The sequence below is a fragment of the Pseudomonas tritici genome, from assembly GCF_014268275.3.
GTDB classification, from domain to species: Bacteria; Pseudomonadota; Gammaproteobacteria; order Pseudomonadales; family Pseudomonadaceae; genus Aquipseudomonas; species Aquipseudomonas tritici.
In genome coordinates this window covers 6,106,276-6,130,374 of sequence record NZ_CP077084.1, presented here as the reverse complement: position 1 = coordinate 6,130,374, position 24,099 = coordinate 6,106,276, and the positions used below count along the sequence as shown (strand labels likewise).

Below are 24,099 nucleotides of genomic sequence, written 5' to 3'. Positions count from 1 at the left end.
ACTATCCAAGGTTCGCCCACATCGGGTGAGCTGCAAATTTTGTTGGGAGTTTCGTAAATGGCAGTTGCCTCCGGCGCCTATAAGAAAGCCCTCGAGGGCGACCAGACACCGAAAAAGGTGCTGGTCAAAATCGACCGGGTCACGAAGAAGTTCGACGAGACGATTGCCGTGGACGATGTGTCCCTGGAAATCAAGAAAGGCGAAATATTCGCCTTGCTCGGCGGTTCGGGTTCGGGCAAGTCCACCTTGCTGCGCATGCTCGCAGGTTTCGAGCGCCCGACTGAAGGGCGCATCTACCTCGACGGTGTGGACATTACCGACATGCCGCCCTACGAGCGGCCGATCAACATGATGTTCCAGTCCTACGCCTTGTTCCCGCACATGACGGTGGCGCAGAACATTGCGTTCGGCCTGCAACAGGACAAGATTCCCAAGGCCGAAGTCGACGCCCGCGTGGCCGAGATGCTCAAGCTGGTGCAGATGAGCCAGTACGCCAAGCGCAAGCCGCACCAGTTGTCCGGTGGTCAGCGTCAGCGTGTGGCCCTGGCGCGGTCCCTGGCCAAGCGCCCGAAACTGCTGCTGCTCGATGAGCCCATGGGCGCCCTCGACAAAAAGCTGCGCTCGCAGATGCAGCTGGAGCTGGTGGAGATCATCGAGCGCGTGGGCGTGACCTGCGTGATGGTGACTCACGACCAGGAAGAGGCCATGACCATGGCCGAGCGCATCGCGATCATGCACCTGGGCTGGATCGCCCAGATCGGCAGCCCGATCGACATCTACGAAACCCCCACCAGCCGCCTGGTGTGCGAGTTCATCGGCAACGTCAACATCTTCGACACCCAAGTGGTGGATGACGCCGAAGGCCACGCGGTGCTCAAGTGCCCGGACCTGGACCGCGACATCTACGTGGGCTACGGCATCGCCACCGCGGTGGAAGACAAGTCGGTGACCTACGCCATCCGCCCGGAAAAGCTGCTGGTCACCACCGAAATGCCGACCTGCGAGCACAACTGGTCCAGCGGCAAGGTGCACGACATTGCTTACCTGGGCGGCCACTCGGTGTTCTATGTGGAGCTGCCGAGCGGCAAGCTGGTGCAGTCTTTCGTCGCCAACGCCGAGCGCCGTGGGCAGCGTCCGACCTGGGGTGACCAGGTCTACGTCTGGTGGGAAGACGACAGCGGCGTGGTACTTCGCTCATGAATATGAAGAAGTTCAAGCGGCGCTTGGATCGTATAATCCCCAGTGGCAAGCAGGTGGTCATTGGGATTCCTTTCCTGTGGCTGTTCCTGTTTTTCGCACTGCCGTTTTTCATCGTATTGAAAATCAGCTTTGCCGAAGCCGATGTGGCGATCCCGCCGTACACCGAGATCTACACCTACGTTGAGCAGAAGCTGCAACTGGTGCTGAACCTGGCGAACTACAGTTTGCTGGCGGGCGATGAGCTGTATATCGCCGCGTACCTGGGCTCGCTCAAGATGGCGTTTTTCAGCACGCTGCTGTGCCTGCTGATCGGCTATCCGATGGCCTATGCCATTGCTTCTGCGCGCAAAGAGATGCAGACCGTGCTGGTGCTGCTGATCATGATGCCGACCTGGACTGCGATCCTGATCCGCGTGTACGCGTGGATGGGCATTCTCAGCAACAACGGTTTGCTCAATGGCTTCCTGATGTCCATGGGGTTTATCAACGAACCGCTGCAGATCCTTAATACCAACATTGCGGTGTACATCGGCGTGGTCTATTCGTACCTGCCGTTCATGATCCTGCCGCTGTATGCCAACCTGGTGAAACATGACCAGAGCCTGCTGGAAGCCGCATCGGACCTGGGTTCGAGCACCTTCAATAGCTTCTGGAAAATCACCGTGCCGCTGTCCAAGAACGGCATCATCGCCGGCTGCATGCTCGTATTCATCCCGGTGGTGGGCGAGTTTGTGATCCCGGAACTGCTGGGCGGCCCGGAAACCCTGATGATCGGTAAAGTGTTGTGGCAAGAGTTCTTCAACAACCGTGACTGGCCGGTGGCGTCTGCCCTGGCGGTGGTGATGCTGGCGATCCTGATTGTGCCGATCATCCTGTTCAACCGCAGCCAAGCCAAAGAGTTGGAGGGCAAGATATGAAGCGCTTCAGTTTCTCGAGTTTCATGCTGGTAGCGGGGTTGTTGTTTATCTACCTGCCGATGCTGATCCTGGTGATCTACTCGTTCAACGAATCCAAGCTGGTGACGGTGTGGGGCGGTTGGTCGATCAAGTGGTACGTGGGCCTGCTCGACAACACCCAGTTGATGGGGTCGGTGGCGCGTTCCCTGGAAATCGCCTGCTACACGGCGGTGGCTGCGGTAGCGCTGGGCACGTTGGCAGCGTTTGTGCTGACGCGCATCAGCCAATTCAAGGGCCGCACGCTGTTCGGCGGCCTGGTGACCGCGCCGTTGGTGATGCCGGAAGTGATCACCGGTCTGTCGCTGTTGCTGCTGTTTGTGGCGATGGCGCAGATGATCGGTTGGCCGCAAGAGCGTGGCATCGTCACCATCTGGATCGCCCACACCACGTTCTGCGCAGCCTATGTGGCGGTGGTGGTGTCGGCGCGGTTGCGTGAGTTGGACCTGTCGATCGAAGAAGCGGCGATGGATTTGGGTGCGCGGCCGTGGAAGGTGTTCTTCCTGATCACCATCCCGATGATTGCACCGTCGCTGGCTGCGGGCGGCATGATGTCGTTCGCGCTGTCGCTGGATGACTTGGTACTGGCCAGCTTTGTGTCGGGGCCGGGTTCGACCACCTTGCCGATGGAAGTGTTCTCGGCGGTGCGCCTTGGGGTTAAGCCCGAGATTAACGCCGTGGCGAGCTTGATCCTGTTGGCGGTGTCGTTGGTGACCTTCCTGGTGTGGTTCTTCAGCCGCCGTGCCGAAGAACACCGCAAGAAGGCTATCCAGCAAGCGATTGAAGAAGCGGCGGCGGATGGCTGGAAACAGCCGGACAAGCGCCGGGCGCCTGCACCGGTCTAACTGACGGAACGCGGTAAAAAATGTGGGAGCTGGCTTGCCTGCGATGAGGCCGTGCCAGTCGACTCATCTGTCGACTGATACACCGCTATCGCAGGCAAGCCAGCTCCCACAGTTGATTGCATTTCAGGTCAACTAAGCCACCCACGGCGACTTGCGGATCACCTCCACAAAATTCATCGGCTTGAACCCCGGCTCCTGATCCACCAACACGTCAGTCTTCACGTTGCCAAACGTGGTCTGCGGGCGATGGCGCAAGCCGTCGGCAAACGCGCAAATGATGCACTCCTTGAACCCTTCTCCACGTGGATGCGCATGCACCACGGCTTCGCGCTGCACGCTGGAAAACGCGGCGTAGTCCATGCCCAGCACGTCCATCTCCACGCCGGCCGTCACCAGCGCCACGGTCGGGCGCAGATGCTGCGGCACGCCCGGTGTGGTGTGCAGGGCGATGGATAACCACACCTGTTCGATGTCGTCATCGCTCAGGCCGTAAGGCTTGAGGAAGGCCGCGGCTGCGTTGGCGCCGTCCACTTCAAAGCGCTCGTTGTCACTGCGATGGCCTTCGACCAAGCCAAGGTCATGAAACATTGCGCCAACGTAGAGCAACTCCGGGTTGTAGGCGAGTTGCTTGCGTTCACCGCTCAATGCGCCAAACAGGAACACCCGGCGAGAGTGGTGGTAGAGCAGGTTGGATTCGACGTCGCGGATGTATTCGGTGGTGGCCTTGGCCAGGGCGCTGTCAGGGATCTGGATGCCGGCGATGGTGGTGGTCATGGTCGTTCTCCTCTGGGAAGCATCCAGTCTGGTCGTGTGCCCGTGGAGGGGCTAGCACGGCGAGGGAGCGATGTCGGCCAATGTGCAGCCACATCGTGCCAAGGCAAAATCAGCTAGGGTGTAGCAGGCGATTGATCCTTTGAAGCCTGCGAAAATCAAAAATGTGGGAGCGGGCTTGCTCGCGAATGCGGTGGTTCAGTCACCGAATTTATTGGCTGATCCACCGCATTCGCGAGCAAGTCCGCTCCCACAGGGGTTTGTGTTCATCCAATCAAAGGTGTGTTGTTCATGGGCAAAACCGTTGCCATCCTGATTTTCCCCGGCGTCCAGTCACTGGACGTGACCGGCCCCATGGATGTGTTTTGCGAGGCCAACCGGTTTCTAGCGCCTGAGGACCATTACCAGCTTGAAGTGATTGGCCTTGGCCTCGGCACCATGGCCGCCTCCAACGGTCTGTCATTGCAGGCCCACCGGCACTACAGCGAAGCCCTGCACGCCTATGACCTGCTGCTGGTCGCTGGCGGCCCGCAGTTACCCTTCGAAGACTTCGGCACGCAGTTCGATGATTGGTTGCGGGGCGCCGCGGCGCGTGCGCAACGCTTCGGTTCGATCTGCAACGGCGCGTTCATGCTGGCCCGAGCCGGGCTGCTGGATGGGAAAACCGTCACCACCCATTGGAACGACGCGGCTGATCTGGCGCGCCTGTGCCCCACCGCCCAGGTTGAGGCCGACCGCCTCTACGTGCAGGACGGCAACCTCTACACCTCGGCCGGGGTCACGGCGGGTATCGACTTGTCGCTCTATTTGCTGGCTCAGGACCACGGCCCGGAAGTCGCGCTGAGCGTGGCCAAGCGCTTGGTGGTGTTTACCCAGCGTTCGGGCGGGCAGTCGCAGTTCAGCCCGTTCCTCACGCCCCACGCCGAAACCACCTCGGCGGTGGCGTTGGTGCAGCTGTACGTATTGGCGAACCTGACCGGCGACCTGAGCATTGCCGACCTGGCCGAGGCGGCCAATATGAGCCCGCGCAATTTCTCTCGGGTGTTTGCCCGTGAGGCACGGATAACGCCAGCGGAGTTTGTCGAGCGGGCGCGGGTGGACGCGGCGCGGGTGCTGCTCGAAAGCAGCCACGCACCGCTGAAAACAGTGGCGTATCAATGTGGCTTTCGCGACGCCCAGCACATGCGCAGTGTGTTCAACCGCCGGCTGGGCGTGACGCCACAACAGTTCCGGCTTAACTTTGCGGCGCCGGTTTGAGCGTGTCGTAGGCTTCCAGCGCACGCAGCGAGTAGATGTATGCCGCGCCGGCATTCAGCGAAATGGCGGTGGCCAATGTGGCGGCAACCTCTTCGCGGGTCGCGCCGGCCTTGATTGCGGCGTCGGCATGCACGCCGATGCAACCGTCGCAGCGGGTGGTGATGGCCACGGCAATGGAAATCAGCTCACGGGTCTTGGCGTCGAGTACATTGTTTTCCTCGGCAGCCTCGCCCAGCGCCATGTAGGCTTTGACCATCTTCGGGTTGCTCTTGCCCAGCGCGCCAAAGGCTTTCTTCACGGTAGGCAGCAAGTCGGACCAGTTATTGAACATTGCGGTAACTCCTCAACAGGTTGGGTGTGAAGCCAGTCTGTTCTGTTTGAGGTTGGGGTTATTGTTCAATCCGCTCATCTTTTTGACCGATGCTCGCAAATGAATTCGATCGACACCCTTATCGCGCTGGCTAACCTGCGCGGCAGTCTGGATTTGCGGTGCCAGTTCCAGGGCGACTGGGCGCTGGAGCATGCACCCGAGAATCTCGGTGTGGCGCCGTATCACATCGTGCTAAGTGGCAGTTGCCGCGCGGAACTGTCGGGCGGGCAACAAGTGACCCTGGCGGAGGGTGACATCTTGCTGATGCCTGGCGGCGCCACGCACTTGCTGCGCAGCCAGGGCGCGAGGATCAGGCCGATGCAGCCGCGGGTGATCGAAGGCGGCGTACTCAAGGTGCACCGCCTGGGCGGTGACCAGCCGGATTTGGACATGCTCTGCGGCAGTTTTCACTACAACCGCCAATCGCTGTTGTTCGGTGCGTTGCCGGAGTACTTGGTGGTGTCCAGCCGAGAATGGCAGGCCGATGGGCAATTGGCAGCGTTGATTGGGTTGCTGCGCAGCGAGGCGGACGGCGAGCAGCTCGGCGCACGTTCGTTTATCGATGCACTCTCTTCAGCGTTGTTCACCCTGATCCTGCGTGCCTGGCTGAACCGCCAGGCGCCAGTTGCCGGCACCTTCGCGCTGCTCGCTGACAAGCGCCTGAGCAAGGCCTGGCAGGCGATGCTGGCCGACCCCGGGCACGAGTGGACCATCGACAGCCTGGCCACCGCCGCGACGATGTCGCGCGCTACCTTCATGCGCGGGTTTGTAAAAGTGGCGGGCGTATCGCCCTGGGTGTTGCTGACCCAGTTGCGCATGGAGCGGGCATTCAACCTGCTGCGCCAGTCACGCCTGAGCCTGCTGGATATCGCCGCCCAGGTGGGTTACCAGTCCCAGGCGGCGTTCAGCAAGAAATTCAAGGAAACCTATGGTGAGGCGCCGGGACGGGTGCGGGCACGGTAGCCGCCGCACCACCGGTCAAAGTGTGGGAGCTGGCTTGATCGGGTTTACAGGCCGCTATCTCGCAGGGAGTAATTTAAGAGTGCCTCGCATATTCGCCGTCACTTCCTCATCACTGAAATGCGCCTGCTCATAGCCACCTTCGATGTAGGTTTCTGCCTGGTCGCCATAATGCTTGTCGAACGGTACCCCACTTTGCCCGACCGGGTTGATGGTCAGTGCGTGAGCCGCATCGGCGAAATCGATCAGGCGGCGGGTGGAAGGCCCGTAGGTCACGGGCCACGGTGCCGGGCCGATAGGGGCCGACTGGTTGTTGGGCACTTCGTGGGTTCCCGGCGCCGGGAACGGGCCGACATTCACGATCAGGTCCAACGGTTTCTGCGAGCCCAGCGGGTGGCCATGGGTCAGGGTGTGGGCCTTGCCCCACTGCCATTGGCTTGGGTCATCGCCGAAAGTGGCTTTGAGGTGTGCGAGGCTGTTGTCCCAGGCGAGCTTGACGGTGTCGGCGCGCTTGCCGTCCCACCACGGCGAATCTGGCGCGGCGGCCAGGCGTGGCAGTGCGGCGTCGATCACGCGGGTGCTGAGCAGGGTCTTGAACATGGCGTCGCCGAGTTTCGGATGGAAGGCGGCGTCGGCCAGGTTGAACAGGAACTGGTTGAACAGCGTGGCGCTGGTGGAGTCCAGCGGGTAGTCACCTTTCCAGGCGGCCAGTTGCTCCACCAGTTTCAACTGCGCCGGGTCCTTGACCACTTCACGCAGCACCGGCAACAGCGGCGCCAGCAGGCGCGGGCCGAAGGCGGTGGCGGTGCCCAGTTGCAAGGCCTGGCTGTTGTCGACATCCCACTTCACGCTCTTGTCGCTCAACTGCGCGTTCAACTGTTGGCCACGGTCGGCCAGGTTGTAATAACCGGGGATCTCCATGCCGGTGGGCGAGACGGGTTGCGCGTTGGCCGACACCACGTAGCCACGCGCGGGGTTTTCTTCCTGGGGGTTGGCGCTGAAGGGGTAGAAGCCCAGCTTGTCGGCCTGTGTGCTACTGCCGTCGAGGATAAAGCCGGCATTGGTACCGGCCGGACGAATCGGCAATTGCGCCGCCGCCCACCAGCCGATATCGCCCTTGGCATTCGCCCACACAATATTCAGCCCCGGCGCAGACACCTTCGACGCCGCCGCGCGCGCCTTGGCCAGGGTGTCGGCGCGGTTGAGCTGGTAGAAACCTTCGAGGATCGGGTTCTGGGTGTCGAGGAACGCCCACCACATGGCAATCGGCGTCTTGCCGGCACTCTCGCCGAGCACGTCATTGATGATCGGGCCGTGGGGTGATTGGCGCAGGGTCAACGTCACCGGCGCTTGGCCTTTCACCGCAATCTGTTGCTCGGTGCTGGTCATGTCGACCCACTGGTCGTGGTACCAGACCTGATTGGCGTTTTCCGGGTTGACCTTCTCGGCGATGAGGTCGAGGTCATCGTTCTGGAACATGGTCAGGCTCCAGCCGAAATCCAGGTTGTGCCCCAGGAACGCCACCGGCACCAGCGCGTTGTGATAGCCATACAGCTCAAAGCCCGGCGCCGACAGCTGCGCCTCGTACCACACCGACGGCACCGAGAAGCGAATATGCGGGTCACCGGCCAGCAACGGTTTACCGCTCTTGGTGCGGTTGCCGCTGATGGCCCAGGCGTTGCTGCCTTCGAACTGCGGCAAGCCATTGTCGGCCAAGGCCTGTTCGCTCACGGCGGCGATGGCGCCGAGGGTTTGCCAATCGCTGGCGGCGAGGTTGAGGGCGCCCTGAGGTTGCCAGTCGAGGTCGAAGACTTTCAGGTAGTCGCTGCCCAGTTGATCGCGTACGTAAGTCAGCAGAGGCTCGGTACGAAATGCGGCAGCAAAGCTGTAGGCCATATACCCGGCGACGCTGATGCTGTCCTCGGCGGTGAACGGCCGCTTGGGGATGCCCAGCACGTCGAACTCCATCGGGCGGGCGTGGCTGTCTTGATATTGGTTGATCCCGTCCAGGTAGGCTTGCAGGGCCTTCCAGTGCGCCGAATCATGATCCAGCTGCGCCACATAAGTGGCGGCGCGGTCACGAATGCGCAGGCTGCGGAACAGCTTATCGGTCTCCAGCAGCTTGGGCCCAAGCACCTCGGCCAGCTCGCCACGGGCCAGGCGCCGCATGATCTCCATCTGGAACAAGCGGTCCTGGGCGTGCACGTAGCCCAGGGCGCGATACAGGTCGGTTTCGTTCTCGGCACGAATATGCGGCACGCCACGGTCGTCGTAGCGCACGGTGACCGAGCCTTGCAGGTTGGCCAGCTCAACCGTGCCCTGGCGGGTCGGCTGCTTGCTGTACACGTACCAGCCGGCGCCGAGAGCCGCCAGCACTACAAGAACCGCGAGAGTCCGCAAGACGCGCTTCATGAACATTCCTTACCAAGAGAGGGGTGGCGAGTTACGAGCCTTTTGGCCAGGAACAATAGCAGCCCACCGCCAGGGTGTGCGTGGCATTCACCTCGCGCCCCGCTCCAAGGGCCTTCAAGATCGGCTCAATAAAACTGTTGCTGGAATTGCACGTCAGGCCTTCGCTGTAGGGCCCGAAATACGCGAGTTTGCCGCTGCGATCCCAAATGCCCACCGCCGGGCTGGCGGGCACTTGGTCGGCGCCGGGCAGGGCGGTGAGGGTTTTCATTGTGCGCAGGTTGTCAGGCAGTTGGCCGTGGCTGCCGGGTTTTTGCAGCGCATAGAACTCGACGCCTTGGGGGGCGTAGTGCTCGATCAGTTCGCCCAGGTGTTGTTGGTTGCCGACATTGCACGGGCAGGCCGGGTCCCAAAAGTGGACCAAGCGGATCGGGCCTGGGCCGGCGAGCTCGGCCGGCAGCTTCAATGGGTCGCCGGAAAACACCGCCGTGTGTTCGCTGAAGGCGCGCAGGTAGCGGCCCTGGAACCAGTCATACGCGGCCCACAGCACGCCGGTGCAGATAACCACGATAAGGCTGGCGAACAGGGCGGTGCGGTAGGGCTGTCGCATTCAGATGTATCCTCAGAGGTCGCGTAGCTTGCCATGCTTGTCCTGACAGATGAATATCGCAGCTCGATATTCATCTCTGCCGTAAGTCTGGAACCCTTTATGCCTGTGACCTTTGACCCCGATCATCTGCGCGAAAGCTTGCGGCCCCTGGTGGATGCGCAACCGCTTTCAGCCGAGGCGCGGGTCTACCAGCGTTTCTACGGGCTGGATCTGGCCGCGCGCGCAGTACCGGCGGTCAGCCGTCTGGGGCGTTTCGAGGTGGATGGGTTTCAGGTGGTCGCGCAGGTGTGGTGGCCGCCCAAGCCTGTGGCGACGATGTTTATGTTCCACGGCTTCTACGACCATATGGGGCTGTATCGCCATGTGGTGGACTGGGCGCTGGACCAGGGGGTTGTGGTGATCGCGTGCGATTTGCCGGGCCACGGGTTGTCCAGTGGCGAGCGCGCCAGCATTGATGATTTTGCGGTGTACCAGCATGTGGTGCAGGCACTGTTCGCCGAGGCCCAAGCGCTGCAACTGCCGCAACCCTGGCACCTGTTCGGGCAAAGCACCGGCGGGGCGGTGGTGGTGGATCACTTGCTCAACCATGGCGCCGACAGCCCGGCCCAGGGCAAGACCTTTCTGCTGTCACCGTTGGTGCGACCGCGTGCCTGGGGTTGGTCGCAAGTCAGCTATTACGTGCTGCGGCCGTTCGTCAAAGGCATTGCGCGGCGCTTCAGCGAGAACACCCACGATCCCGAGTTCAAGCCGTTTCTTGAGGCTGATCCGCTACAGCCGCGCCAACTGCCTACCGCCTGGGTCGGTGCATTGGCGCGCTGGATCAAGCGTATCGAGGCTGCACCGCGCAGTTTGCGGCGCCCGGTGATTGTGCAGGGTGAGGAAGACATGACGGTGGACTGGCAGCACAACCTGCAGGTGCTGCGCGGCAAGTTCGACAGGCCCGAGGTGTTGATGCTGCCGCGTGGCAGGCATCATTTGGCGAATGAGATTGCGGAGATTCGTGAGGCGTACTTCCGCTATTTAACGGACCACCTGAAGTAACGCGATGCAAATGTGGGAGCAGGCAAGCCAGCTCCCACACTTGTTACGGTGCCAAGCTTGAAGTGCTTTGGCCGACTGCCAGCCCTGCACGAATCGCCGCCAACGCCGCCTGGTAATACGCCTTACCTTCCGACGACTCCGCAAACGTAGCGAATTCTTCCAACTCCGGGTCAGATAAATCCCGATAAACGTACAGCAGCGTGTTGTTCAGATCCTTGTCGATCTGCTGCATCAACCGCTCACGCTGGCCATTCAACATGCCCTGGGCCTGACCGCCGCCCAACAGGCCGGGGATCATCTGGCTCAGGCTGTCGGCCGCCACGCCGGCAATCGCCAGGCTGACTTCCGCACCAGCCTCACGGGCTGGCAAGGCCTGGGCCAGGTGGCCGATGATCAGGCTGCGGGTGGCGTCGGCTTGGATTTTTGGCAGGCCCTGAGCGTTTTTCGCCAGTTGGTCGCGGCGCGTCGCCAGCAACTCGGCGGCGACAATCTTGCGGCCCAAGGGCGATTGAAAAAACGCCAGAGCAGGCTTCGGGTCCGCCAGGTTCTTGCGCAATTGCGCCTCGGCACGCTGGTCCATGGCCTGGGCGGCAAAGCGTTTATTGCTGTTGTCCACCAGCGCCTGATACACCGCTGGCGGCAGGCTGTTGCGGTAGCGTTGCTGGGCCGCACTGAGGGCGTCATTGAAATGCGCACGTTGTTCGGCCCAGCCGGCGACCTTGTACAACTGGTCATGGCCGTCTGCCCAGGCGGGCAAAACGCAGAACATCAGCAAGGAAAAAAACAAACGACGCATATGGACTCCTGTCAGTCGGCCACTATTGTCCGTGTCGGGCGTAGGATTTGTCGAGAAGTCCTATCGGTCACCTGACTAAAGTGTATTCAGACGCTCGGCGGCTCTGTCGGATTCACAAGCGTATGGATACTATGCGCGCCATGCAAATACCCCTCGATCACCCGCTGTTGCAACGCATTGTCGACGACCTGGCCGAAAAAGGCTGGTCCCGACAAGACGGCTTTCTGCCCCAGGCTCTGACCCTGGAACTGGCGGCTGAGTGCCGTAAACGTGCGGCCGAAGGTGAATTGGCCCCGGCGGCGGTCGGGCGCGGACCGGCCCAAGAGATTCGCGAAGGTATTCGCGGTGACCATATCCAATGGCTGGAAGAGGGCGATGCAGCAGTCTGCGACACCTATATGGCGTTGATGGACAGCCTGCGCCTGGCAATGAACCGTGGCCTGTTTCTCGGCCTCGAAGACTTCGAAAGCCACTTCGCGATGTACCCGCCGGGCGCGTTTTACCTCAAGCACCTGGACCGGTTCCGTGACGATGATAGGCGCATGGTCTCGGCGGTGATCTACTTGAACAACGCCTGGCTGCCCGAGCATGGCGGCCAGTTGCGCATGTACCTCAAGGACGGCGTCGAATACGATGTGGTGCCCACCGGTGGTAGCCTGGTGGTGTTCCTGTCGGGCGAGGTGCCCCACGAAGTCATGCCCGCTACGCGCGAACGCCTGTCCCTCACTGGCTGGTTTCGCCGGCGGGGCAACGAGCCGTTTTGAGCATGGAAAAGATTCTGGTCAGCCGTTGCCTGCTTGGGCACAAGGTGCGCTACGACGGCGCGGCGAGCGGGCCGTTCGACCAACTGGCGGCGTGGCAAGCCGAAGGGCGAGTGGTTGCGATCTGCCCGGAAGTGTCCGGTGGCTTGCCAACGCCGCGCCCACCCGCCGAGATCTCGGGCGGGCAGGGTGCAGAGGTGTGGGAAGGCCGCGCCCAGGTGTTGACCGCCGAGGGCGAAGACTTCAGCGCTGCCTTTCTCGATGGCGCGAGCCAGGCCTTGGCGCTGGTGCAGCGCCATGACATCCGCATCGCCGTGCTCAAGGCGAATAGTCCGTCTTGTGGAAACTTGCTGACGTACGACGGCACCTTCAGCGGCGTGAAGGTGAGCGGCGAAGGCGTGACGGCAGCGCTGCTCAAACAGCATGGCGTGCAGGTGTTCAGTGAGTTGGAGTTGCCTGAGGCGTTAGTAGCGCTGGCGCAGCTATCGAAACCTGTGTAGGTCAAAATGTGGGGGCTGACCGAGTCAAATCCGAAAAATCACTGTGCCTTGGCTACCGGGGTCTCGCTCTCAAGCCACTTCTGGGCCAATGCCTTCAATCGGCCATCTGCCTTCACCCGCCCCAGCGCCTTATCCAGACTCGCCTTGAATGCCGGGTTACCTTTCTGGAACGGGATCGCCAACTCAGGCTTATCGCTGTAAGGCTCACTGAAATCGAACCGATCCTGCAGCTCGGCAGTCATAGCGATATGGTTGATCGCTACGTCGTACTTGCCGCTTTCCACACCTGGCAACAGGTCGGCATCATCGGTGGTGATAAATGACGGGCGCACGTCCATCTCTTTAGCCAGTTGTTCACCCAGTTCCACTTCGAAGCCGGTGAGTTTGTCGCCTTCCTTGAAGTTGAAGGGCGGGGTATTGGCTTCAAGGGCGATGCGCAGTTCGCCACGGTCATTGACGTCGTCGATCAGTTCGGCATGAGCCAAAGGGCTCAGAAGGGGAAGCAAAAGTAACAGGCCAGGCGAAAAGCGCATGGTCACTCCTAGAGAATTCGAATGTGCGAGGCGCCGTTCAGCATCGCTTTGCTATGGTGTTGAGTGCCTTGGACAGCAATTTGTCGCGAAGTTGTCATCAACCTACAGATTTCATGGAAAAACTGGAGAAGCGAATGAAAGCCTTTTTGTCCCGTGCCACCCTGGCCTCCTTGATGCTGGGTGCGTCTATGTTGGCTACCGCCGCAGACGGCATTCCGCGCAGTGCGCCGCCTGAAGGCGCCAAAGTATTCATCGTGTCGCCAAAAGACGGCGCCACTGTCGATAAAACCTTCACCGTCAAATTCGGCATGGAAGGTTTGAAACTCGCGCCTGCCACTGACCAGGCGCCAGGCACTGGCCACCACCATCTGCTGATCGACCAAAAAGAACTGCCTGACGCCAGCGTGCCCATCCCGGCCACCGACACCGTGATCCACTACGGCAAGGCCCAGACCGAAACCGAACTGACCCTCACCCCAGGCAAGCACACCTTGCAACTGGTGGCCGGCGACAAACTGCACATGCAGTTCAACCCGACTGTAGCGTCGAAAGTCATCACGGTTAACGTTAAGTAAGATTTGTTCAGATGAAAAAAAGGGAGCCCCGAGGGGCTCCCTTTCTCGTGGTGCGATCGAAACCTTAGAACAACACGCGGCTACGAATCGTGCCGTTGATGTGCTGCAGCTTCTCTTGCGCCAGGTCCGAGTACTCGGCGTCGACGTCGATGACCACGTAGCCGACCTTCTCGTTGGTCTGCAGGAACTGACCGGAGATGTTGATGCCGTTTTCCGCGAAGACCTTGTTGATCTCCATCATCACGCCAGGAATGTTCTGGTGGATGTGCAGCAGACGGTGCTTGCCAGGGTGGGCCGGCAGCGCCACTTCCGGGAAGTTGACCGAGGACACGGACGTACCGTTGTCGCTGTACTTGACCAGTTTTTCCGACACTTCCAGGCCAATGTTGGCTTGGGCTTCAGCGGTGGAACCGCCGATGTGCGGGGTCAGGATCACGTTGTCCAAGCCACGTAGCGGGCTTTCGAAGATGTCGTCGTTGGAGCGCGGCTCCACCGGGAACACGTCGATAGCGGCGCCGATCAGGTGCTTGTCCTTGATCGCGTCGGCCAGGGCGTCCAGCTCGACCACAGTGCCGCGCGCTGCGTTGATCAGGATGCCGCCTTTCTTGATAGCGCGGATTTCCTTCTCGCCGATCATCCACTGGGTCTCAGTGGTTTCCGGAACGTGCAGGGTCACGATGTCGGACATACCCAGCAGCTCGGTCAGGCTCGACACTTGAGTGGCGTTGCCCAATGGCAGCTTGGTCAGGGTGTCGTAGAAGAACACCTGCATGCCCAGGCCTTCCGCGAGTACCGACAACTGCGTACCGATCGAGCCGTAACCGACGATACCCAGCTTCTTGCCGCGGATTTCGAAGGAGTTGGCTGCGCTCTTGATCCAGCCGCCACGGTGGCAGGAAGCGTTCTTCTCAGGAATGCCACGCAGCAGCAGGATGGCCTCGGCCAGCACCAGCTCCGCAACGGAACGGGTGTTGGAGTACGGTGCGTTGAACACCGCGATGCCGCGCTCGCGCGCTGCGTTGAGGTCGACCTGGTTGGTACCGATGCAGAAACAACCGACAGCCACGAGCTTTTTGGCGTGGTCGAAGATCTCTTCGGTCAGCTGAGTGCGGGAGCGAATGCCGATAAAGTGCGCGTCGGCGATCTTTTCCTTTAACTGGGCTTCCGGCAGAGAACTGGTGATGTACTCAATGCTGGTGTACCCGGCAGCTTTCAGAACGTCGACAGCCGATGGGTGGACGCCTTCCAGAAGAAGGAACTTGATCTTGCTCTTATCGAGAGAAGTCTTGCTCATCTGCGTAAACCTGTATCCCGGAGAAAAATGGCAGGGAATCGGATCGAGTAAGCTGACCCGGACGGCAGGAAAGCCGTCACCGCAGAAACGCCCTTGGGCTCTGTCCTGCGGGGGCGGTATGCTAGCATACGCGCCCCGCTAAACACCTATTCCTGCGACGTGAAGCGTTCTCAGGATGACCATGAATTGTTCGAGAGTTCTGTCGATGACCCATCCTGCCCTGATTGATGAGCTGAAGACCCTGGTTGAGCCCGGCAAAGTGCTGACCGATGCAGACTCCCTGGAGGCTTACGGCAAGGATTGGACCAAGCATTTCGCACCCGCGCCGACCGCCATCGTCTTTCCCAAGACCATTGAGCAGGTCCAGGCCATCGTGCGTTGGGCCAATGCGCACAAGGTGGCGCTGGTGCCGTCCGGTGGGCGTACTGGCTTGTCGGCAGCCGCTGTGGCGGCCAACGGCGAAGTCGTTGTGTCATTCGACTATATGAACCAGATCCTCGACGTGAACCTCACTGACCGCACCGCCGTGTGCCAGCCGGGCGTGGTTACCAAGCAATTGCAGAACGTCGCCGAAGAAAAAGGCCTGTACTACCCGGTGGACTTCGCTTCGTCCGGTTCCAGCCAGATTGGCGGCAATATCGGCACCAATGCCGGTGGGATCAAGGTGATTCGCTACGGCATGACCCGTAACTGGGTGGCCGGCATGAAGGTCGTCACTGGCAAGGGTGATGTGCTTGAACTGAACCGCGATCTGATCAAGAACGCCACCGGCTACGACATGCGCCAGCTGTTTATCGGCGCCGAGGGCACCTTGGGCTTTGTGGTCGAAGCCACCATGCGCCTGGACCGTGCGCCGAAAAACCTGACGGCCATGGTGCTGGGGACCACCGATTTCGACTCGATCATGCCGGTATTGCACGCGTTCCAGAGCAAGCTGGACCTGACCGCCTTCGAGTTCTTTTCCGACAAAGCCCTGGCCAAAGTCCTCGGCCGTGGCGACGTGCCGGCGCCGTTCGAAACCGAATGCCCGTTCTATGCGCTGCTGGAATTCGAAGCCACCACCGAAGAAGTCGCCAACCATGCGCTGGAAACGTTCGAACACTGCGTCGAGCAGGGCTGGGTGCTGGACGGCGTGATGAGCCAGAGCGAAACCCAACTGCACAACCTGTGGAAACTGCGCGAGTACATCTCCGAGACCATTTCCCACTGGACGCCGTACAAGAACGACATCTCGGTCACCGTCTCCAAAGTACCGGCGTTCTTGAAGGAAATCGACGCGATCGTCGGCGAACACTACCCGGATTTCGAAATTGTCTGGTTCGGTCACATTGGCGACGGCAACCTGCACTTGAACATCCTCAAGCCGGAAAACCTCAGCAAGGATGAGTTCTTCGCCAAGTGCGCCACCGTGAACAAGTGGGTGTTTGAAACCGTCGAGAAGTACAACGGCTCAATCTCCGCTGAACACGGCGTGGGCATGACCAAGCGCGATTACCTGACCTACAGCCGCTCGCCGGTTGAAATCGAATACATGAAAGCAGTGAAAGCGGTGTTCGACCCGAACGGGATCATGAACCCCGGCAAGATTTTCGCTGTTTAACCGCCCCTGAAGGAGTCGTTTCATGAGCTACCAGCACAAGTATGTCGACGGCACCAACATCCACTTTCCGGTCGGTAAAGTGGTGTGTATCGGGCGTAACTACGCCGAACATGCCAAGGAACTGGACAACCCGGTGCCTACCGAGCCGTTGCTGTTCATCAAGCCGGGCAGTTGCGTGGTGCCGTTGGAAGGCGGTTTCAGCATTCCAACCGAGCGCGGCTCGGTGCATTACGAAGCGGAAATCGCGGTATTGATCGGCAAGCCTTTGTCGAACAAGCCCAGCCGTGAAGAAGTGCTCGACGCCATCTCCGGCTTCGCCCCGGCCCTGGACCTGACCCTGCGCGACAAGCAGGCCGAGCTGAAAGCCAAGGGCTTGCCGTGGGAAATCGCCAAGTCTTTCGACGGCGCGGCAGTCATCGCACCGTTCGTGGTGGGCAGTACGTTCCCGGACGTGACCGATATCGGCATCCGCCTGACCATCAATGGCGAAGTGCGCCAGGATGGCAACAGCGCGCAAATGCTCAACCCGATCATTCCGATGATCCAGCACATGGCCGGCTGCTTCTCGCTGCAAGCGGGTGATGTGATCCTCACCGGCACCCCGGCCGGCGTGGGCCCGCTGAATGTGGGTGATGAGCTGGTGCTGGAGCTGTCGGGTGTGAATCGCTTCGAAAGCAGCGTTCGCTAAACCCTGGCGAAACGCGGTTAAAAATGTGGGAGCGGGCTTGCCCGCGATGCAGGCACCTCGGTCATCTGACGTACCGAGTCGCCTGCATCGCGGGCAAGCCCGGCTCCCACAGGGTTTTGTGTGCGCCTGGAGTTTCCAGTTTTTTGCATTTTTTTCACACATCATCCGGATAATCCTCAGCCACTTGCACACGGGCACCTCGATCCTGTGCTATCACCTAACGCTGACTTTCCGGAAAAAGCACCCAATGGCCGTGCCCCTGCCTACCGTCACCCCCAAGCTGCGTTCCCGCCTTGCCCTGCGCTGGTATTCCTGGCTATTGCTGGCGGGCGTGATTGTGTACGGCGTTGCCTGGGCCATGCACTGGGATGATCGCGGCGTACTGTGGATGCTGGAACGCTTCGAAACCCCCGCCGAGCGCCAAGAGAGCGTGTGGCTGCCGGACTATCATGCCGTCATCGATGGCAAGCTTTTGCCGGGGATGGAGAAGGACGAGGCTTCGGACGTCTCCTACAACCCTCAGACCAAAACCCTGTTTTCCGTGATGGGCAAAAACCCATTCCTCGTCGAGTTGAGCCTGCAAGGCGATGTGTTGCGCAAGATGCCGCTCAATGGCTGGGATAACCCGGAAGGTATCACCGTGATGGAAAACGGTTTGATGGCGGTGGTCGATGAGCGCCAGCACACGGTGACCCTCGTCAAGGTCGTCGCCACCACCCAGCAATTGAACAAGGCTGACTTCCCGAGTTACGACCTGGGCCCCTCCAAGGATCAAAACAAAGCGTTTGAGGCCGTGGCTTGGGACAAGCCTAACCAGCAACTGGTGTTCGGTGAGGAACGCCCGCCGGCACTGTTTACCTGGAAAAGCGACGGCAGCCAGGCCCTGGTCGGCAGCAAGCAAAAGCTCGCCAGCACCGAGCTGGATATGCGTAACCTCTCGGCCCTGGCCGTCGACCCGCGGACCGGCCATTTACTGGTGCTGTCGGCTGATTCCCACCTGTTGCTGGAGCTGGACGAGAAGGGCGGGCAAGTCAGCTTCATGACCTTGCTCGGCGGTTTCAACGGCCTTAAAAACACCATTCCCCGTGCAGAGGGCGTGACCATGGGCGACGACGGCACGCTGTACATGGTCAGTGAGCCAAACTTGTTCTATCGCTTCGAAAAACAGAAATAACGGACAGATTGCGTCGGATATTTCTCTATCAGCGGCATTCGCCAGACACTGGGCTGCGTTTAAGTTTAAATTCAGACAGGCGTGATATTCATTCGCCACTTTTGAACTTGAGCCCCTCCGATGCGACGACTAGCCCGCCCCAAACCTATGTTCTTTATTCTTGCACTGATCGCCCTGGTCAGCGCCGGGGTCGTTGCGCAGCATTTTCGCCTGTTCGAGCGCGCTTGGTTCAACTGGCAAGTGTGGCGCAAGCCGGTGAATGAGCGCTCCATCGGCCTGGCGGACTATCGGGTAGCCCTGGAGGCCCAGGTGATCGAGGGGCTCAACGACGACGTCTCGGCTCTTACCTACGACCCAGTGCGCAAAAGCCTGTTTACCGTCACCAATAAAAACGCCGAACTGATCGAGTTGTCGCTGGAGGGCAAGATCCTGCGGCGTATTCCCTTGGTGGGATTTGGCGATGCCGAGGCGGTGGAATTTATCAGCGACAACACTTATGTCATCAGCGATGAGCGCCAGCAGCGCTTGATCAAGGTCCATGTGGATGACGACACCCAATTCCTCGACGCCGCCGATGCGGAGCAAATGACGCTGGGCCTGCACGTTGGCGGCAATAAGGGGTTTGAAGGCCTGGCGTACGACTCGGTGGGCAAGCGCCTGTTCGTCGCCAAGGAGCGCGACCCGATGCTGATCTATGAGGTCCATGGCTTTCCCCATTTCAAACCGGAAAAAACCTACTCGGTGCACGTGATCAACAACCCCAAGCGTGACGCCGGGCTGTTTGTGCGTGACCTCTCGAGCCTGCAATACGACGAGCGCAGCGGCCATCTCTTGGCGCTGTCGGATGAGTCGTTTCTGGTGCTGGAACTGGATATTGACGGTCGCCCGTTGAGCAGTCTGTCGCTGCTGAATGGGCGCCATGGCCTGAAGAAGCGCGTGCCCCAGGCGGAAGGGATCGCGATGGATGATGACGGTAACTTGTACCTGACCAGCGAGCCGAACCTGTTCTACGTGTTCAAGAAACCAAATCCCTGAAGCACCACAGAACCAAATGTGGGAGCTGGCTTGCCTGCTCCCACATAAAGCATAGCCGATGGGGTTAGGCCTTGAGGGTTTTCACACCGTCGGAAGTGCCCAGCAACAACACATCCGCCGGACGCGCCGCGAACAAACCATTGGTGACTACACCAACGATCGCGTTGATCTGCGTCTCAAGCGCCACCGGATTGGTGATCTGCATGTTGAACACGTCGAGGATGATGTTGCCGTTGTCAGTCAACACGCCTTCGCGGTACACCGGGTCGCCGCCCAGTTTCACCAACTCGCGGGCCACGTGGCTACGGGCCATCGGGATGACCTCAACCGGCAACGGGAACGCGCCGAGTACCGGCACCAGCTTGCTGGCGTCCGCGATGCAGATAAAGGTCTTGGCCACGGCCGCGACGATCTTCTCGCGGGTCAGGGCTGCGCCGCCGCCTTTGATCAAGTTCAGGTGTTCGTCGCTTTCATCGGCGCCGTCAACGTAGAACTCCAGGTCGCTCACGGTGTTGAGCTCATACACCGGAATCCCATGGCCCTTGAGGCGCGCGGCGGTGGCTTCGGAGCTGGCCACGGCGCCGTCGAATGCGCCCTTGTGCTGAGCCAGTGCATCGATAAAGCAGTTGGCGGTGGAGCCGGTGCCGACACCGACGATGCTCTTGTCGTCGAGTTTAGGAAGGATTAAATCGACGGCGGCCTGGGCCACTGCCTGTTTGAGTTGATCCTGGGTCATGCGGGCTCCGGAACGGGCGGGGAGTAAAGAGGGGCGCGAGTATAACCCAACAAAACCTCTGGATTCGTGTGGTCGCCCGGCCGAACGCTGGGTTAGACTCCTTGGCCCTGCCCATCCCGCCCAGTGATTTCCGCCGATGCTTGAACAGTACGTCAAAAAGATCCTCACCTCGCGCGTTTACGACGTTGCCGTAGAAACCCCGTTGCAGACCGCCCGCCAGCTTTCCGAACGGCTGGGCAACAAGGTCTGGCTCAAGCGTGAAGACTTGCAGCCGGTGTTCTCGTTCAAGATTCGCGGCGCCTACAACAAGCTGACCCAACTGAGCGCCGAAGAGCGTGCGCGCGGTGTGGTCACGGCGTCGGCGGGCAACCATGCCCAGGGCCTAGCCCTGGCGGCCAAGGTACTGGGGGTGAAAGCCACTATTGTCATGCCCAAGACCACTCCGGAGATCAAGGTCGAAGGCGTGCGCTCGCGTGGCGGCAAAGTGGTGCTGCATGGCGATTCCTTCCCGGAAGCTCTGGCCTACTCGCTGAAACTGGTCGACGAAAAAGGCTACGTCTACATTCACCCCTACGATGATCCACACACCATTGCCGGGCAGGGCACCGTGGCGATGGAAATCCTGCGCCAGCACCCGGGGCCGCTGGACGCGATTTTTGTACCGGTGGGCGGCGGCGGGCTGATCGCGGGTATTGCGGCCTATGTGAAATACCTGCGCCCAGAGATCAAAATCATTGGCGTCGAACCGGACGATTCCAATTGCCTGCAAGCCGCGATGGCGGCGGGTGAGCGCGTGGTGCTGCCGACCGTGGGCCTCTTTGCCGATGGCGTGGCGGTGGCACAGATCGGCCAGCACACCTTCGACATCTGCAAGGACTACGTCGATGAAGTGATCACCGTGAGCACCGATGAAATCTGTGCGGCGATCAAGGATATCTACGACGACACCCGCTCCATCACCGAACCAGCGGGCGCCTTGGGCGTGGCAGGTATCAAGAAATACGTCGAGACCCGTGGCGTTACCGGGCAGACCCTGGTGGCGATCGACTCCGGCGCCAACGTCAACTTCGACCGCCTGCGCCATGTGGCCGAGCGCGCCGAGTTGGGTGAAGGCCGCGAAGCCATCATCGCCGTGACCATCCCCGAAAAGCCCGGCAGCTTCAAGGCGTTCTGCGAGGCTGTGGGCAAGCGCCAGATCACCGAATTCAACTATCGCTTCCACTCCGGCAGTGAGGCACACATTTTTGTCGGCGTGCAGACCCACCCGGAAACCGACCCGCGCAGCGCGCTGATCACCAGCCTCACCAGCCAGGGTTTCCCGGTGCTGGACCTGACCGAGAACGAGCTGGCCAAGTTGCACATCCGCCACATGGTCGGCGGCCATGCGGCCCACGTCAGCAATGAAGTGGTGTTTCGCTTCGAATTCCCGGAGCGTCCGGGCGCCTTGTTCAACTTTCTTAACAAGTTGGGCGGGCGTTGGAACATCTCGATGTTCCACTATCGCAACCACGGCGCAGCAGACGGCCGTGTGGTCGCCGGCCTGCAAGTGCCGGCGGACGAGCGCCACCTGGTACCGGCAGCCCTGGAAGCCATCGGCTACCCGTACTGGGATGAAAGCGATAACCCGGCCTACACACTGTTCCTCGGATGAGCGACTACGCTGATTGGGGCGGCCTTAAGGAAGACGACACATGGAAACCCTGACCACCCTGAAAGTTATCCACATCGCGGCCACCGTATTGCTGCTGCTCAGCGGCCTGGGCTTGGCGTTGCTGGCCTGGCGCAAGCGCAGCGCCGGCCCGGCGGTGACCGTGCAACGCCCGTGGGCGTTCGTCTGGTTGTTGATGGGCATCTGCGTCGTCAGCATGCCGTTTACCGGTTGGTGGCTGGTGCACCTGACCGGCTGGCCGCTGGGCCAGACCTGGATCCTCGGTTCCAGCATCCTCTACACCGTGGCGGCGCTGGCGTGGTTCTGGCTGGTGGCGCGGCTTAATCGCCTGCGTAAGGGCGAGGGCGGCAGCTTGAACTTCACGTTGGTGCTGGCGGTAATCAGCCTGGTGGGGTTTGTGGCGATTGCCGGTTTGATGGGTGCCAAGCCTGTCTGAATGAGTGCCTACCTGCTGCTGAAAACCCTGCATATTCTCTCGTCGACCGTACTGTTCGGGCTGGGCGCGGGCTCGGCTTACTACGCGTTACGCGCCTGGCGTACCGGCAACGTGGAAGTGATCGCCGTGACCTTCAAGCACTTGGTGTTCGCCGATTGGGCGTTTACCGCGACCACGGCGCTGTTCCAGCCGTTGAGCGGGATTGGCTTGATGCATCTGGCGGGCTGGTCGCTGCAGCAGAGTTGGTTGCAGTGGACGTTCGGTTTGTATGTGCTGGCGGGGATCTGTTGGTTGCCGGTGGTGTGGTTGCAGATTCGCGTGCACAAGATGGCGGAGCGGGCGTTGCGGGAGGGGACGGCGATGCCGATCAAGGCCACGACCTATATGCGCTGGTGGTTTGGCCTGGGGTGGCCGGCGTTCCTGGCGTTTATGGCGATTTTCTACTTGATGGTGGCCAAGCCTATGTAGTGAGCGGGCTTGCCCCGCGCTGGGTGGCGGAGCCGCCCCAAACCAGGCGAATTGGATTCATCTGGAATTCGGCATTGTCTGTATTAGGGCTGCTTCGCAGCCCAGCGCGGGGCAAGCCCGCTCACTACAGGTCAGCTGCGCAACGTGATGACCGGCCAGCCACGCTTCTCGGCCTCGGCCCGCAAATTCGGGTCCGGATCCACTGCCACCGGATGAGTCACTTGCTCCAGCAGCGGTAAATCATTCATCGAGTCGCTGTAGAAGTAACTGTCTTCCAGGCTGAACCCGGTCTCTGCCAGCCAGCGATTCAAACGTGTCACCTTGCCCTCGCGAAAGCACGGCACGTCGGTGCTGCGCCCGGTATAACGGCCGTTTTCCATCTCGCACTCGGTGGCGATCAGGGTTTCCACGCCCAGGCGTGCGGCAATCGGCGCGGTGACGAAACGGTTGGTGGCGGTGATGATCACCAGCGTGTCACCGGCGTCGCGGTGCTTGGCCAGCAGTTCGGCGGCCAGCGGCAGCATCAGCGGCTCAATGCAGTCGCGCATGAAGTCATTGTGCCACTCATCCAGTTGGGCCATCTCAGTACGGCCGAGGATTTCCAGGCTGAAGTTCAGGTAGGCGGCATTGTCCAGCTTGCCGGCCAGGTAATCCTGGTAGAACTCGTCGTTGCGCGCCTTGTAGGCGATGGGGTCGAGAATCCCGCGTTCACAGAGGTAATCGCCCCAGGCGTGATCGCTGTCACCGCCAAGAAGGGTGTTGTCCAAGTCGAATAAAGCCAGGCGCATTGCAGTTACTCGCTGAAAAGTCTGTAAAAAGGCGTCCAGAATACGGTCTTTTCACAAGAGTGCACATAAGGTAAGAAGCCTCGTTGCCGCTGGAACAACCTTTGTGGAACAATGCGGCGACATGCGTTTGCGAGGTTGTTGCCGTGATCGACCCCGATGGTTTCCGTCCTAATGTCGGGATTATTCTTACGAATGATGCCGGACAGGTGCTATGGGCTCGCCGAATCAACCAAGATGCCTGGCAGTTTCCTCAAGGCGGAATCAACCCCGACGAAACCCCTGAAGACGCCTTGTACCGTGAGTTGAATGAAGAAGTCGGCCTTGAGCGTGAAGATGTGCAGATTCTGGCCTGTACCCGTGGCTGGTTGCGCTATCGTTTGCCGCAACGCCTGGTGCGTACCCACAGCCAACCGCTGTGCATCGGCCAGAAGCAGAAATGGTTTCTCCTGCGCCTGATCTCCGACGAGCAGCGGGTGCGGATGGATTTGACCGGTAAACCGGAGTTCGATGGCTGGCGCTGGGTCAGCTATTGGTACCCGTTGGGCCAGGTGGTGACATTCAAGCGCGAAGTGTATCGTCGCGCTCTCAAAGAGCTTGCCCCGCGCCTTTTAGCGCGCGACTGACGACGGA

At 60.6% G+C, this 24,099-nt stretch carries 26 protein-coding genes; 17 read left to right on the top strand and 9 right to left on the bottom strand.

Annotated features, from left to right (window positions below):
* Window positions 1–57: 57 nt before the first annotated feature.
* Genes HU722_RS28205 through HU722_RS28195 form a run of 3 tightly spaced genes read left to right on the top strand, consistent with a single transcriptional unit; the run spans window position 58 to window position 2,998 of the window.
* Window positions 58–1,200: an ABC transporter ATP-binding protein gene (locus HU722_RS28205; RefSeq protein WP_003176776.1), complete on the top strand. Its 1,143-nt coding sequence runs from the start codon at window positions 58–60 to the stop codon at window positions 1,198–1,200.
* Window positions 1,197–2,117, top strand: coding sequence for an ABC transporter permease subunit (locus HU722_RS28200; RefSeq protein ID WP_065874415.1), 921 nt, complete (start codon window positions 1,197–1,199; stop codon window positions 2,115–2,117). The genes HU722_RS28205 and HU722_RS28200 overlap by 4 nt, the downstream gene beginning before the upstream one ends.
* A complete protein-coding gene (locus tag HU722_RS28195) occupies window positions 2,114–2,998 on the top strand; it encodes an ABC transporter permease subunit (protein ID WP_010207334.1) in 885 nt (294 codons plus the stop codon). The genes HU722_RS28200 and HU722_RS28195 overlap by 4 nt, the downstream gene beginning before the upstream one ends.
* Before the next feature lie 132 nt (window positions 2,999–3,130).
* Here the strand turns inward: HU722_RS28195 and HU722_RS28190 are convergent, their stop codons facing one another.
* Window positions 3,131–3,772, bottom strand: a complete 642-nt coding sequence (locus HU722_RS28190; RefSeq protein WP_065891338.1) for an HD domain-containing protein — start codon at window positions 3,770–3,772, stop codon at window positions 3,131–3,133.
* 288 nt (window positions 3,773–4,060) lie between these two features.
* Between HU722_RS28190 and HU722_RS28185 the strand changes: the two genes are divergently transcribed.
* Window positions 4,061–5,026, top strand: coding sequence for a GlxA family transcriptional regulator (locus HU722_RS28185; protein WP_065874413.1), 966 nt, complete (start codon window positions 4,061–4,063; stop codon window positions 5,024–5,026).
* Here HU722_RS28185 and HU722_RS28180 read toward each other — a convergent pair.
* Window positions 5,004–5,357 carry a carboxymuconolactone decarboxylase family protein gene (locus HU722_RS28180; protein WP_016973032.1) on the bottom strand — a complete coding sequence of 118 codons (354 nt, stop codon included), beginning with the start codon at window positions 5,355–5,357 and terminating at the stop codon, window positions 5,004–5,006. The two genes, HU722_RS28185 and HU722_RS28180, sit on opposite strands and share 23 nt — an antisense overlap.
* A gap of 99 nt (window positions 5,358–5,456) precedes the next feature.
* Here HU722_RS28180 and HU722_RS28175 point away from each other — a divergent pair, with 99 nt between their 5' ends.
* A complete protein-coding gene (locus HU722_RS28175) occupies window positions 5,457–6,359 on the top strand; it encodes an AraC family transcriptional regulator (RefSeq protein WP_186755272.1) in 903 nt (300 codons plus the stop codon).
* A gap of 54 nt (window positions 6,360–6,413) precedes the next feature.
* Here the strand turns inward: HU722_RS28175 and HU722_RS28170 are convergent, their stop codons facing one another.
* Window positions 6,414–8,768, bottom strand: coding sequence for a penicillin acylase family protein (locus tag HU722_RS28170; protein ID WP_186755270.1), 2,355 nt, complete (start codon window positions 8,766–8,768; stop codon window positions 6,414–6,416).
* Window positions 8,769–8,799: 31 nt separating this feature from the next.
* A complete protein-coding gene (locus tag HU722_RS28165; protein ID WP_065880211.1) occupies window positions 8,800–9,375 on the bottom strand; it encodes a DUF6436 domain-containing protein in 576 nt (191 codons plus the stop codon).
* Window positions 9,376–9,474: 99 nt separating this feature from the next.
* On the opposite strand from HU722_RS28165, the gene bipL reads away from it, so the two are divergent.
* Complete coding sequence (bipL, locus tag HU722_RS28160) at window positions 9,475–10,416, top strand: phospholipase BipL (protein ID WP_065880210.1); 942 nt, start codon at window positions 9,475–9,477, stop codon at window positions 10,414–10,416.
* Between the two features lie 43 nt (window positions 10,417–10,459).
* On the opposite strand, the gene HU722_RS28155 is transcribed toward bipL, so the two are convergent.
* Complete coding sequence (locus tag HU722_RS28155) at window positions 10,460–11,212, bottom strand: DUF2059 domain-containing protein (protein ID WP_065874407.1); 753 nt, start codon at window positions 11,210–11,212, stop codon at window positions 10,460–10,462.
* 131 nt (window positions 11,213–11,343) lie between these two features.
* Here HU722_RS28155 and HU722_RS28150 point away from each other — a divergent pair, with 131 nt between their 5' ends.
* Both HU722_RS28150 and HU722_RS28145 read left to right on the top strand, forming a co-directional pair.
* Complete coding sequence (locus tag HU722_RS28150; RefSeq protein ID WP_065874406.1) at window positions 11,344–11,976, top strand: 2OG-Fe(II) oxygenase; 633 nt, start codon at window positions 11,344–11,346, stop codon at window positions 11,974–11,976.
* A gap of 2 nt (window positions 11,977–11,978) precedes the next feature.
* Window positions 11,979–12,473 (top strand): 2-thiouracil desulfurase family protein, encoded by a 495-nt coding sequence (locus HU722_RS28145; protein WP_065880208.1) that lies wholly within the window; start codon window positions 11,979–11,981, stop codon window positions 12,471–12,473.
* A 38-nt stretch (window positions 12,474–12,511) separates the two neighbouring features.
* Here HU722_RS28145 and HU722_RS28140 read toward each other — a convergent pair whose 3' ends face one another.
* The gene (locus HU722_RS28140) at window positions 12,512–13,006 is read right to left on the bottom strand and encodes a transporter substrate-binding domain-containing protein (RefSeq protein ID WP_065891340.1); all 495 of its coding nucleotides are present in this window, start codon (window positions 13,004–13,006) and stop codon (window positions 12,512–12,514) included.
* Window positions 13,007–13,140: 134 nt separating this feature from the next.
* On the opposite strand from HU722_RS28140, the gene HU722_RS28135 reads away from it, so the two are divergent.
* On the top strand, window positions 13,141–13,581 hold the full coding sequence (locus HU722_RS28135; protein WP_065874403.1) for a DUF4399 domain-containing protein: 441 nt from the start codon (window positions 13,141–13,143) through the stop codon (window positions 13,579–13,581).
* A 64-nt stretch (window positions 13,582–13,645) separates the two neighbouring features.
* Here HU722_RS28135 and serA read toward each other — a convergent pair whose 3' ends face one another.
* Window positions 13,646–14,875: a phosphoglycerate dehydrogenase gene (gene serA, locus HU722_RS28130; RefSeq protein ID WP_049711054.1), complete on the bottom strand. Its 1,230-nt coding sequence runs from the start codon at window positions 14,873–14,875 to the stop codon at window positions 13,646–13,648.
* Between the two features lie 205 nt (window positions 14,876–15,080).
* On the opposite strand from serA, the gene HU722_RS28125 reads away from it, so the two are divergent.
* From HU722_RS28125 to HU722_RS28110, 4 genes are all read left to right on the top strand, one after another.
* Window positions 15,081–16,475: a D-2-hydroxyglutarate dehydrogenase gene (locus HU722_RS28125; RefSeq protein WP_065874402.1), complete on the top strand. Its 1,395-nt coding sequence runs from the start codon at window positions 15,081–15,083 to the stop codon at window positions 16,473–16,475.
* 22 nt (window positions 16,476–16,497) lie between these two features.
* Entirely contained in the window at window positions 16,498–17,163 is a 666-nt protein-coding gene (locus HU722_RS28120; RefSeq protein ID WP_049711056.1) for a fumarylacetoacetate hydrolase family protein, read from the top strand.
* A gap of 247 nt (window positions 17,164–17,410) precedes the next feature.
* Window positions 17,411–18,337 carry an SdiA-regulated domain-containing protein gene (locus HU722_RS28115; protein WP_065891341.1) on the top strand — a complete coding sequence of 309 codons (927 nt, stop codon included), beginning with the start codon at window positions 17,411–17,413 and terminating at the stop codon, window positions 18,335–18,337.
* Window positions 18,338–18,457: 120 nt separating this feature from the next.
* Entirely contained in the window at window positions 18,458–19,372 is a 915-nt protein-coding gene (locus HU722_RS28110; protein ID WP_065874400.1) for an SdiA-regulated domain-containing protein, read from the top strand.
* 64 nt (window positions 19,373–19,436) lie between these two features.
* On the opposite strand, the gene rpiA is transcribed toward HU722_RS28110, so the two are convergent.
* Window positions 19,437–20,108 carry a ribose-5-phosphate isomerase RpiA gene (gene rpiA, locus HU722_RS28105; RefSeq protein WP_065874399.1) on the bottom strand — a complete coding sequence of 224 codons (672 nt, stop codon included), beginning with the start codon at window positions 20,106–20,108 and terminating at the stop codon, window positions 19,437–19,439.
* A gap of 136 nt (window positions 20,109–20,244) precedes the next feature.
* On the opposite strand from rpiA, the gene ilvA reads away from it, so the two are divergent.
* Genes ilvA through HU722_RS28090 form a run of 3 tightly spaced genes read left to right on the top strand, consistent with a single transcriptional unit; the run spans window position 20,245 to window position 22,681 of the window.
* Entirely contained in the window at window positions 20,245–21,759 is a 1,515-nt protein-coding gene (gene ilvA / locus HU722_RS28100; protein ID WP_065880204.1) for a threonine ammonia-lyase, biosynthetic, read from the top strand.
* Window positions 21,760–21,799: 40 nt separating this feature from the next.
* Entirely contained in the window at window positions 21,800–22,213 is a 414-nt protein-coding gene (locus HU722_RS28095; RefSeq protein ID WP_065874397.1) for a DUF2269 family protein, read from the top strand.
* The gene (locus tag HU722_RS28090; RefSeq protein ID WP_065891343.1) at window positions 22,214–22,681 is read left to right on the top strand and encodes a DUF2269 family protein; all 468 of its coding nucleotides are present in this window, start codon (window positions 22,214–22,216) and stop codon (window positions 22,679–22,681) included.
* Window positions 22,682–22,812: 131 nt separating this feature from the next.
* On the opposite strand, the gene HU722_RS28085 is transcribed toward HU722_RS28090, so the two are convergent.
* The gene (locus tag HU722_RS28085) at window positions 22,813–23,469 is read right to left on the bottom strand and encodes a histidinol-phosphatase (protein ID WP_065874395.1); all 657 of its coding nucleotides are present in this window, start codon (window positions 23,467–23,469) and stop codon (window positions 22,813–22,815) included.
* A 143-nt stretch (window positions 23,470–23,612) separates the two neighbouring features.
* Between HU722_RS28085 and HU722_RS28080 the strand changes: the two genes are divergently transcribed.
* Window positions 23,613–24,092 (top strand): RNA pyrophosphohydrolase, encoded by a 480-nt coding sequence (locus tag HU722_RS28080; protein ID WP_049713461.1) that lies wholly within the window; start codon window positions 23,613–23,615, stop codon window positions 24,090–24,092.
* Window positions 24,093–24,099: the final 7 nt, after the last annotated feature.

Excerpts from the sequence above, each read along its gene's own strand:
- HU722_RS28175 (WP_186755272.1), top strand. The coding sequence starts at position 5,457 with ATGAATTCGATCGACACCCTTATCGCGCTGGCTAACCTGCGCGGCAGT.
- HU722_RS28120 (WP_049711056.1), top strand. The coding sequence starts at position 16,498 with ATGAGCTACCAGCACAAGTATGTCGACGGCACCAACATCCACTTTCCG.
- HU722_RS28090 (WP_065891343.1), top strand. The coding sequence starts at position 22,214 with ATGAGTGCCTACCTGCTGCTGAAAACCCTGCATATTCTCTCGTCGACC.
- HU722_RS28200 (WP_065874415.1), top strand. The coding sequence starts at position 1,197 with ATGAATATGAAGAAGTTCAAGCGGCGCTTGGATCGTATAATCCCCAGT.
- HU722_RS28205 (WP_003176776.1), top strand. The coding sequence starts at position 58 with ATGGCAGTTGCCTCCGGCGCCTATAAGAAAGCCCTCGAGGGCGACCAG.
- ilvA (WP_065880204.1), top strand. The coding sequence starts at position 20,245 with ATGCTTGAACAGTACGTCAAAAAGATCCTCACCTCGCGCGTTTACGAC.
- serA (WP_049711054.1), bottom strand. The coding sequence starts at position 14,875 with ATGAGCAAGACTTCTCTCGATAAGAGCAAGATCAAGTTCCTTCTTCTG.
- HU722_RS28195 (WP_010207334.1), top strand. The coding sequence starts at position 2,114 with ATGAAGCGCTTCAGTTTCTCGAGTTTCATGCTGGTAGCGGGGTTGTTG.
- HU722_RS28095 (WP_065874397.1), top strand. The coding sequence starts at position 21,800 with ATGGAAACCCTGACCACCCTGAAAGTTATCCACATCGCGGCCACCGTA.
- HU722_RS28125 (WP_065874402.1), top strand. The coding sequence starts at position 15,081 with ATGACCCATCCTGCCCTGATTGATGAGCTGAAGACCCTGGTTGAGCCC.
- HU722_RS28150 (WP_065874406.1), top strand. The coding sequence starts at position 11,344 with ATGCGCGCCATGCAAATACCCCTCGATCACCCGCTGTTGCAACGCATT.
- HU722_RS28185 (WP_065874413.1), top strand. The coding sequence starts at position 4,061 with ATGGGCAAAACCGTTGCCATCCTGATTTTCCCCGGCGTCCAGTCACTG.
- HU722_RS28170 (WP_186755270.1), bottom strand. The coding sequence starts at position 8,768 with ATGAAGCGCGTCTTGCGGACTCTCGCGGTTCTTGTAGTGCTGGCGGCT.
- HU722_RS28110 (WP_065874400.1), top strand. The coding sequence starts at position 18,458 with ATGCGACGACTAGCCCGCCCCAAACCTATGTTCTTTATTCTTGCACTG.
- HU722_RS28135 (WP_065874403.1), top strand. The coding sequence starts at position 13,141 with ATGAAAGCCTTTTTGTCCCGTGCCACCCTGGCCTCCTTGATGCTGGGT.
- HU722_RS28190 (WP_065891338.1), bottom strand. The coding sequence starts at position 3,772 with ATGACCACCACCATCGCCGGCATCCAGATCCCTGACAGCGCCCTGGCC.
- HU722_RS28140 (WP_065891340.1), bottom strand. The coding sequence starts at position 13,006 with ATGCGCTTTTCGCCTGGCCTGTTACTTTTGCTTCCCCTTCTGAGCCCT.
- HU722_RS28115 (WP_065891341.1), top strand. The coding sequence starts at position 17,411 with ATGGCCGTGCCCCTGCCTACCGTCACCCCCAAGCTGCGTTCCCGCCTT.
- HU722_RS28145 (WP_065880208.1), top strand. The coding sequence starts at position 11,979 with ATGGAAAAGATTCTGGTCAGCCGTTGCCTGCTTGGGCACAAGGTGCGC.
- HU722_RS28180 (WP_016973032.1), bottom strand. The coding sequence starts at position 5,357 with ATGTTCAATAACTGGTCCGACTTGCTGCCTACCGTGAAGAAAGCCTTT.
- HU722_RS28085 (WP_065874395.1), bottom strand. The coding sequence starts at position 23,469 with ATGCGCCTGGCTTTATTCGACTTGGACAACACCCTTCTTGGCGGTGAC.
- HU722_RS28165 (WP_065880211.1), bottom strand. The coding sequence starts at position 9,375 with ATGCGACAGCCCTACCGCACCGCCCTGTTCGCCAGCCTTATCGTGGTT.
- rpiA (WP_065874399.1), bottom strand. The coding sequence starts at position 20,108 with ATGACCCAGGATCAACTCAAACAGGCAGTGGCCCAGGCCGCCGTCGAT.
- bipL (WP_065880210.1), top strand. The coding sequence starts at position 9,475 with ATGCCTGTGACCTTTGACCCCGATCATCTGCGCGAAAGCTTGCGGCCC.
- HU722_RS28155 (WP_065874407.1), bottom strand. The coding sequence starts at position 11,212 with ATGCGTCGTTTGTTTTTTTCCTTGCTGATGTTCTGCGTTTTGCCCGCC.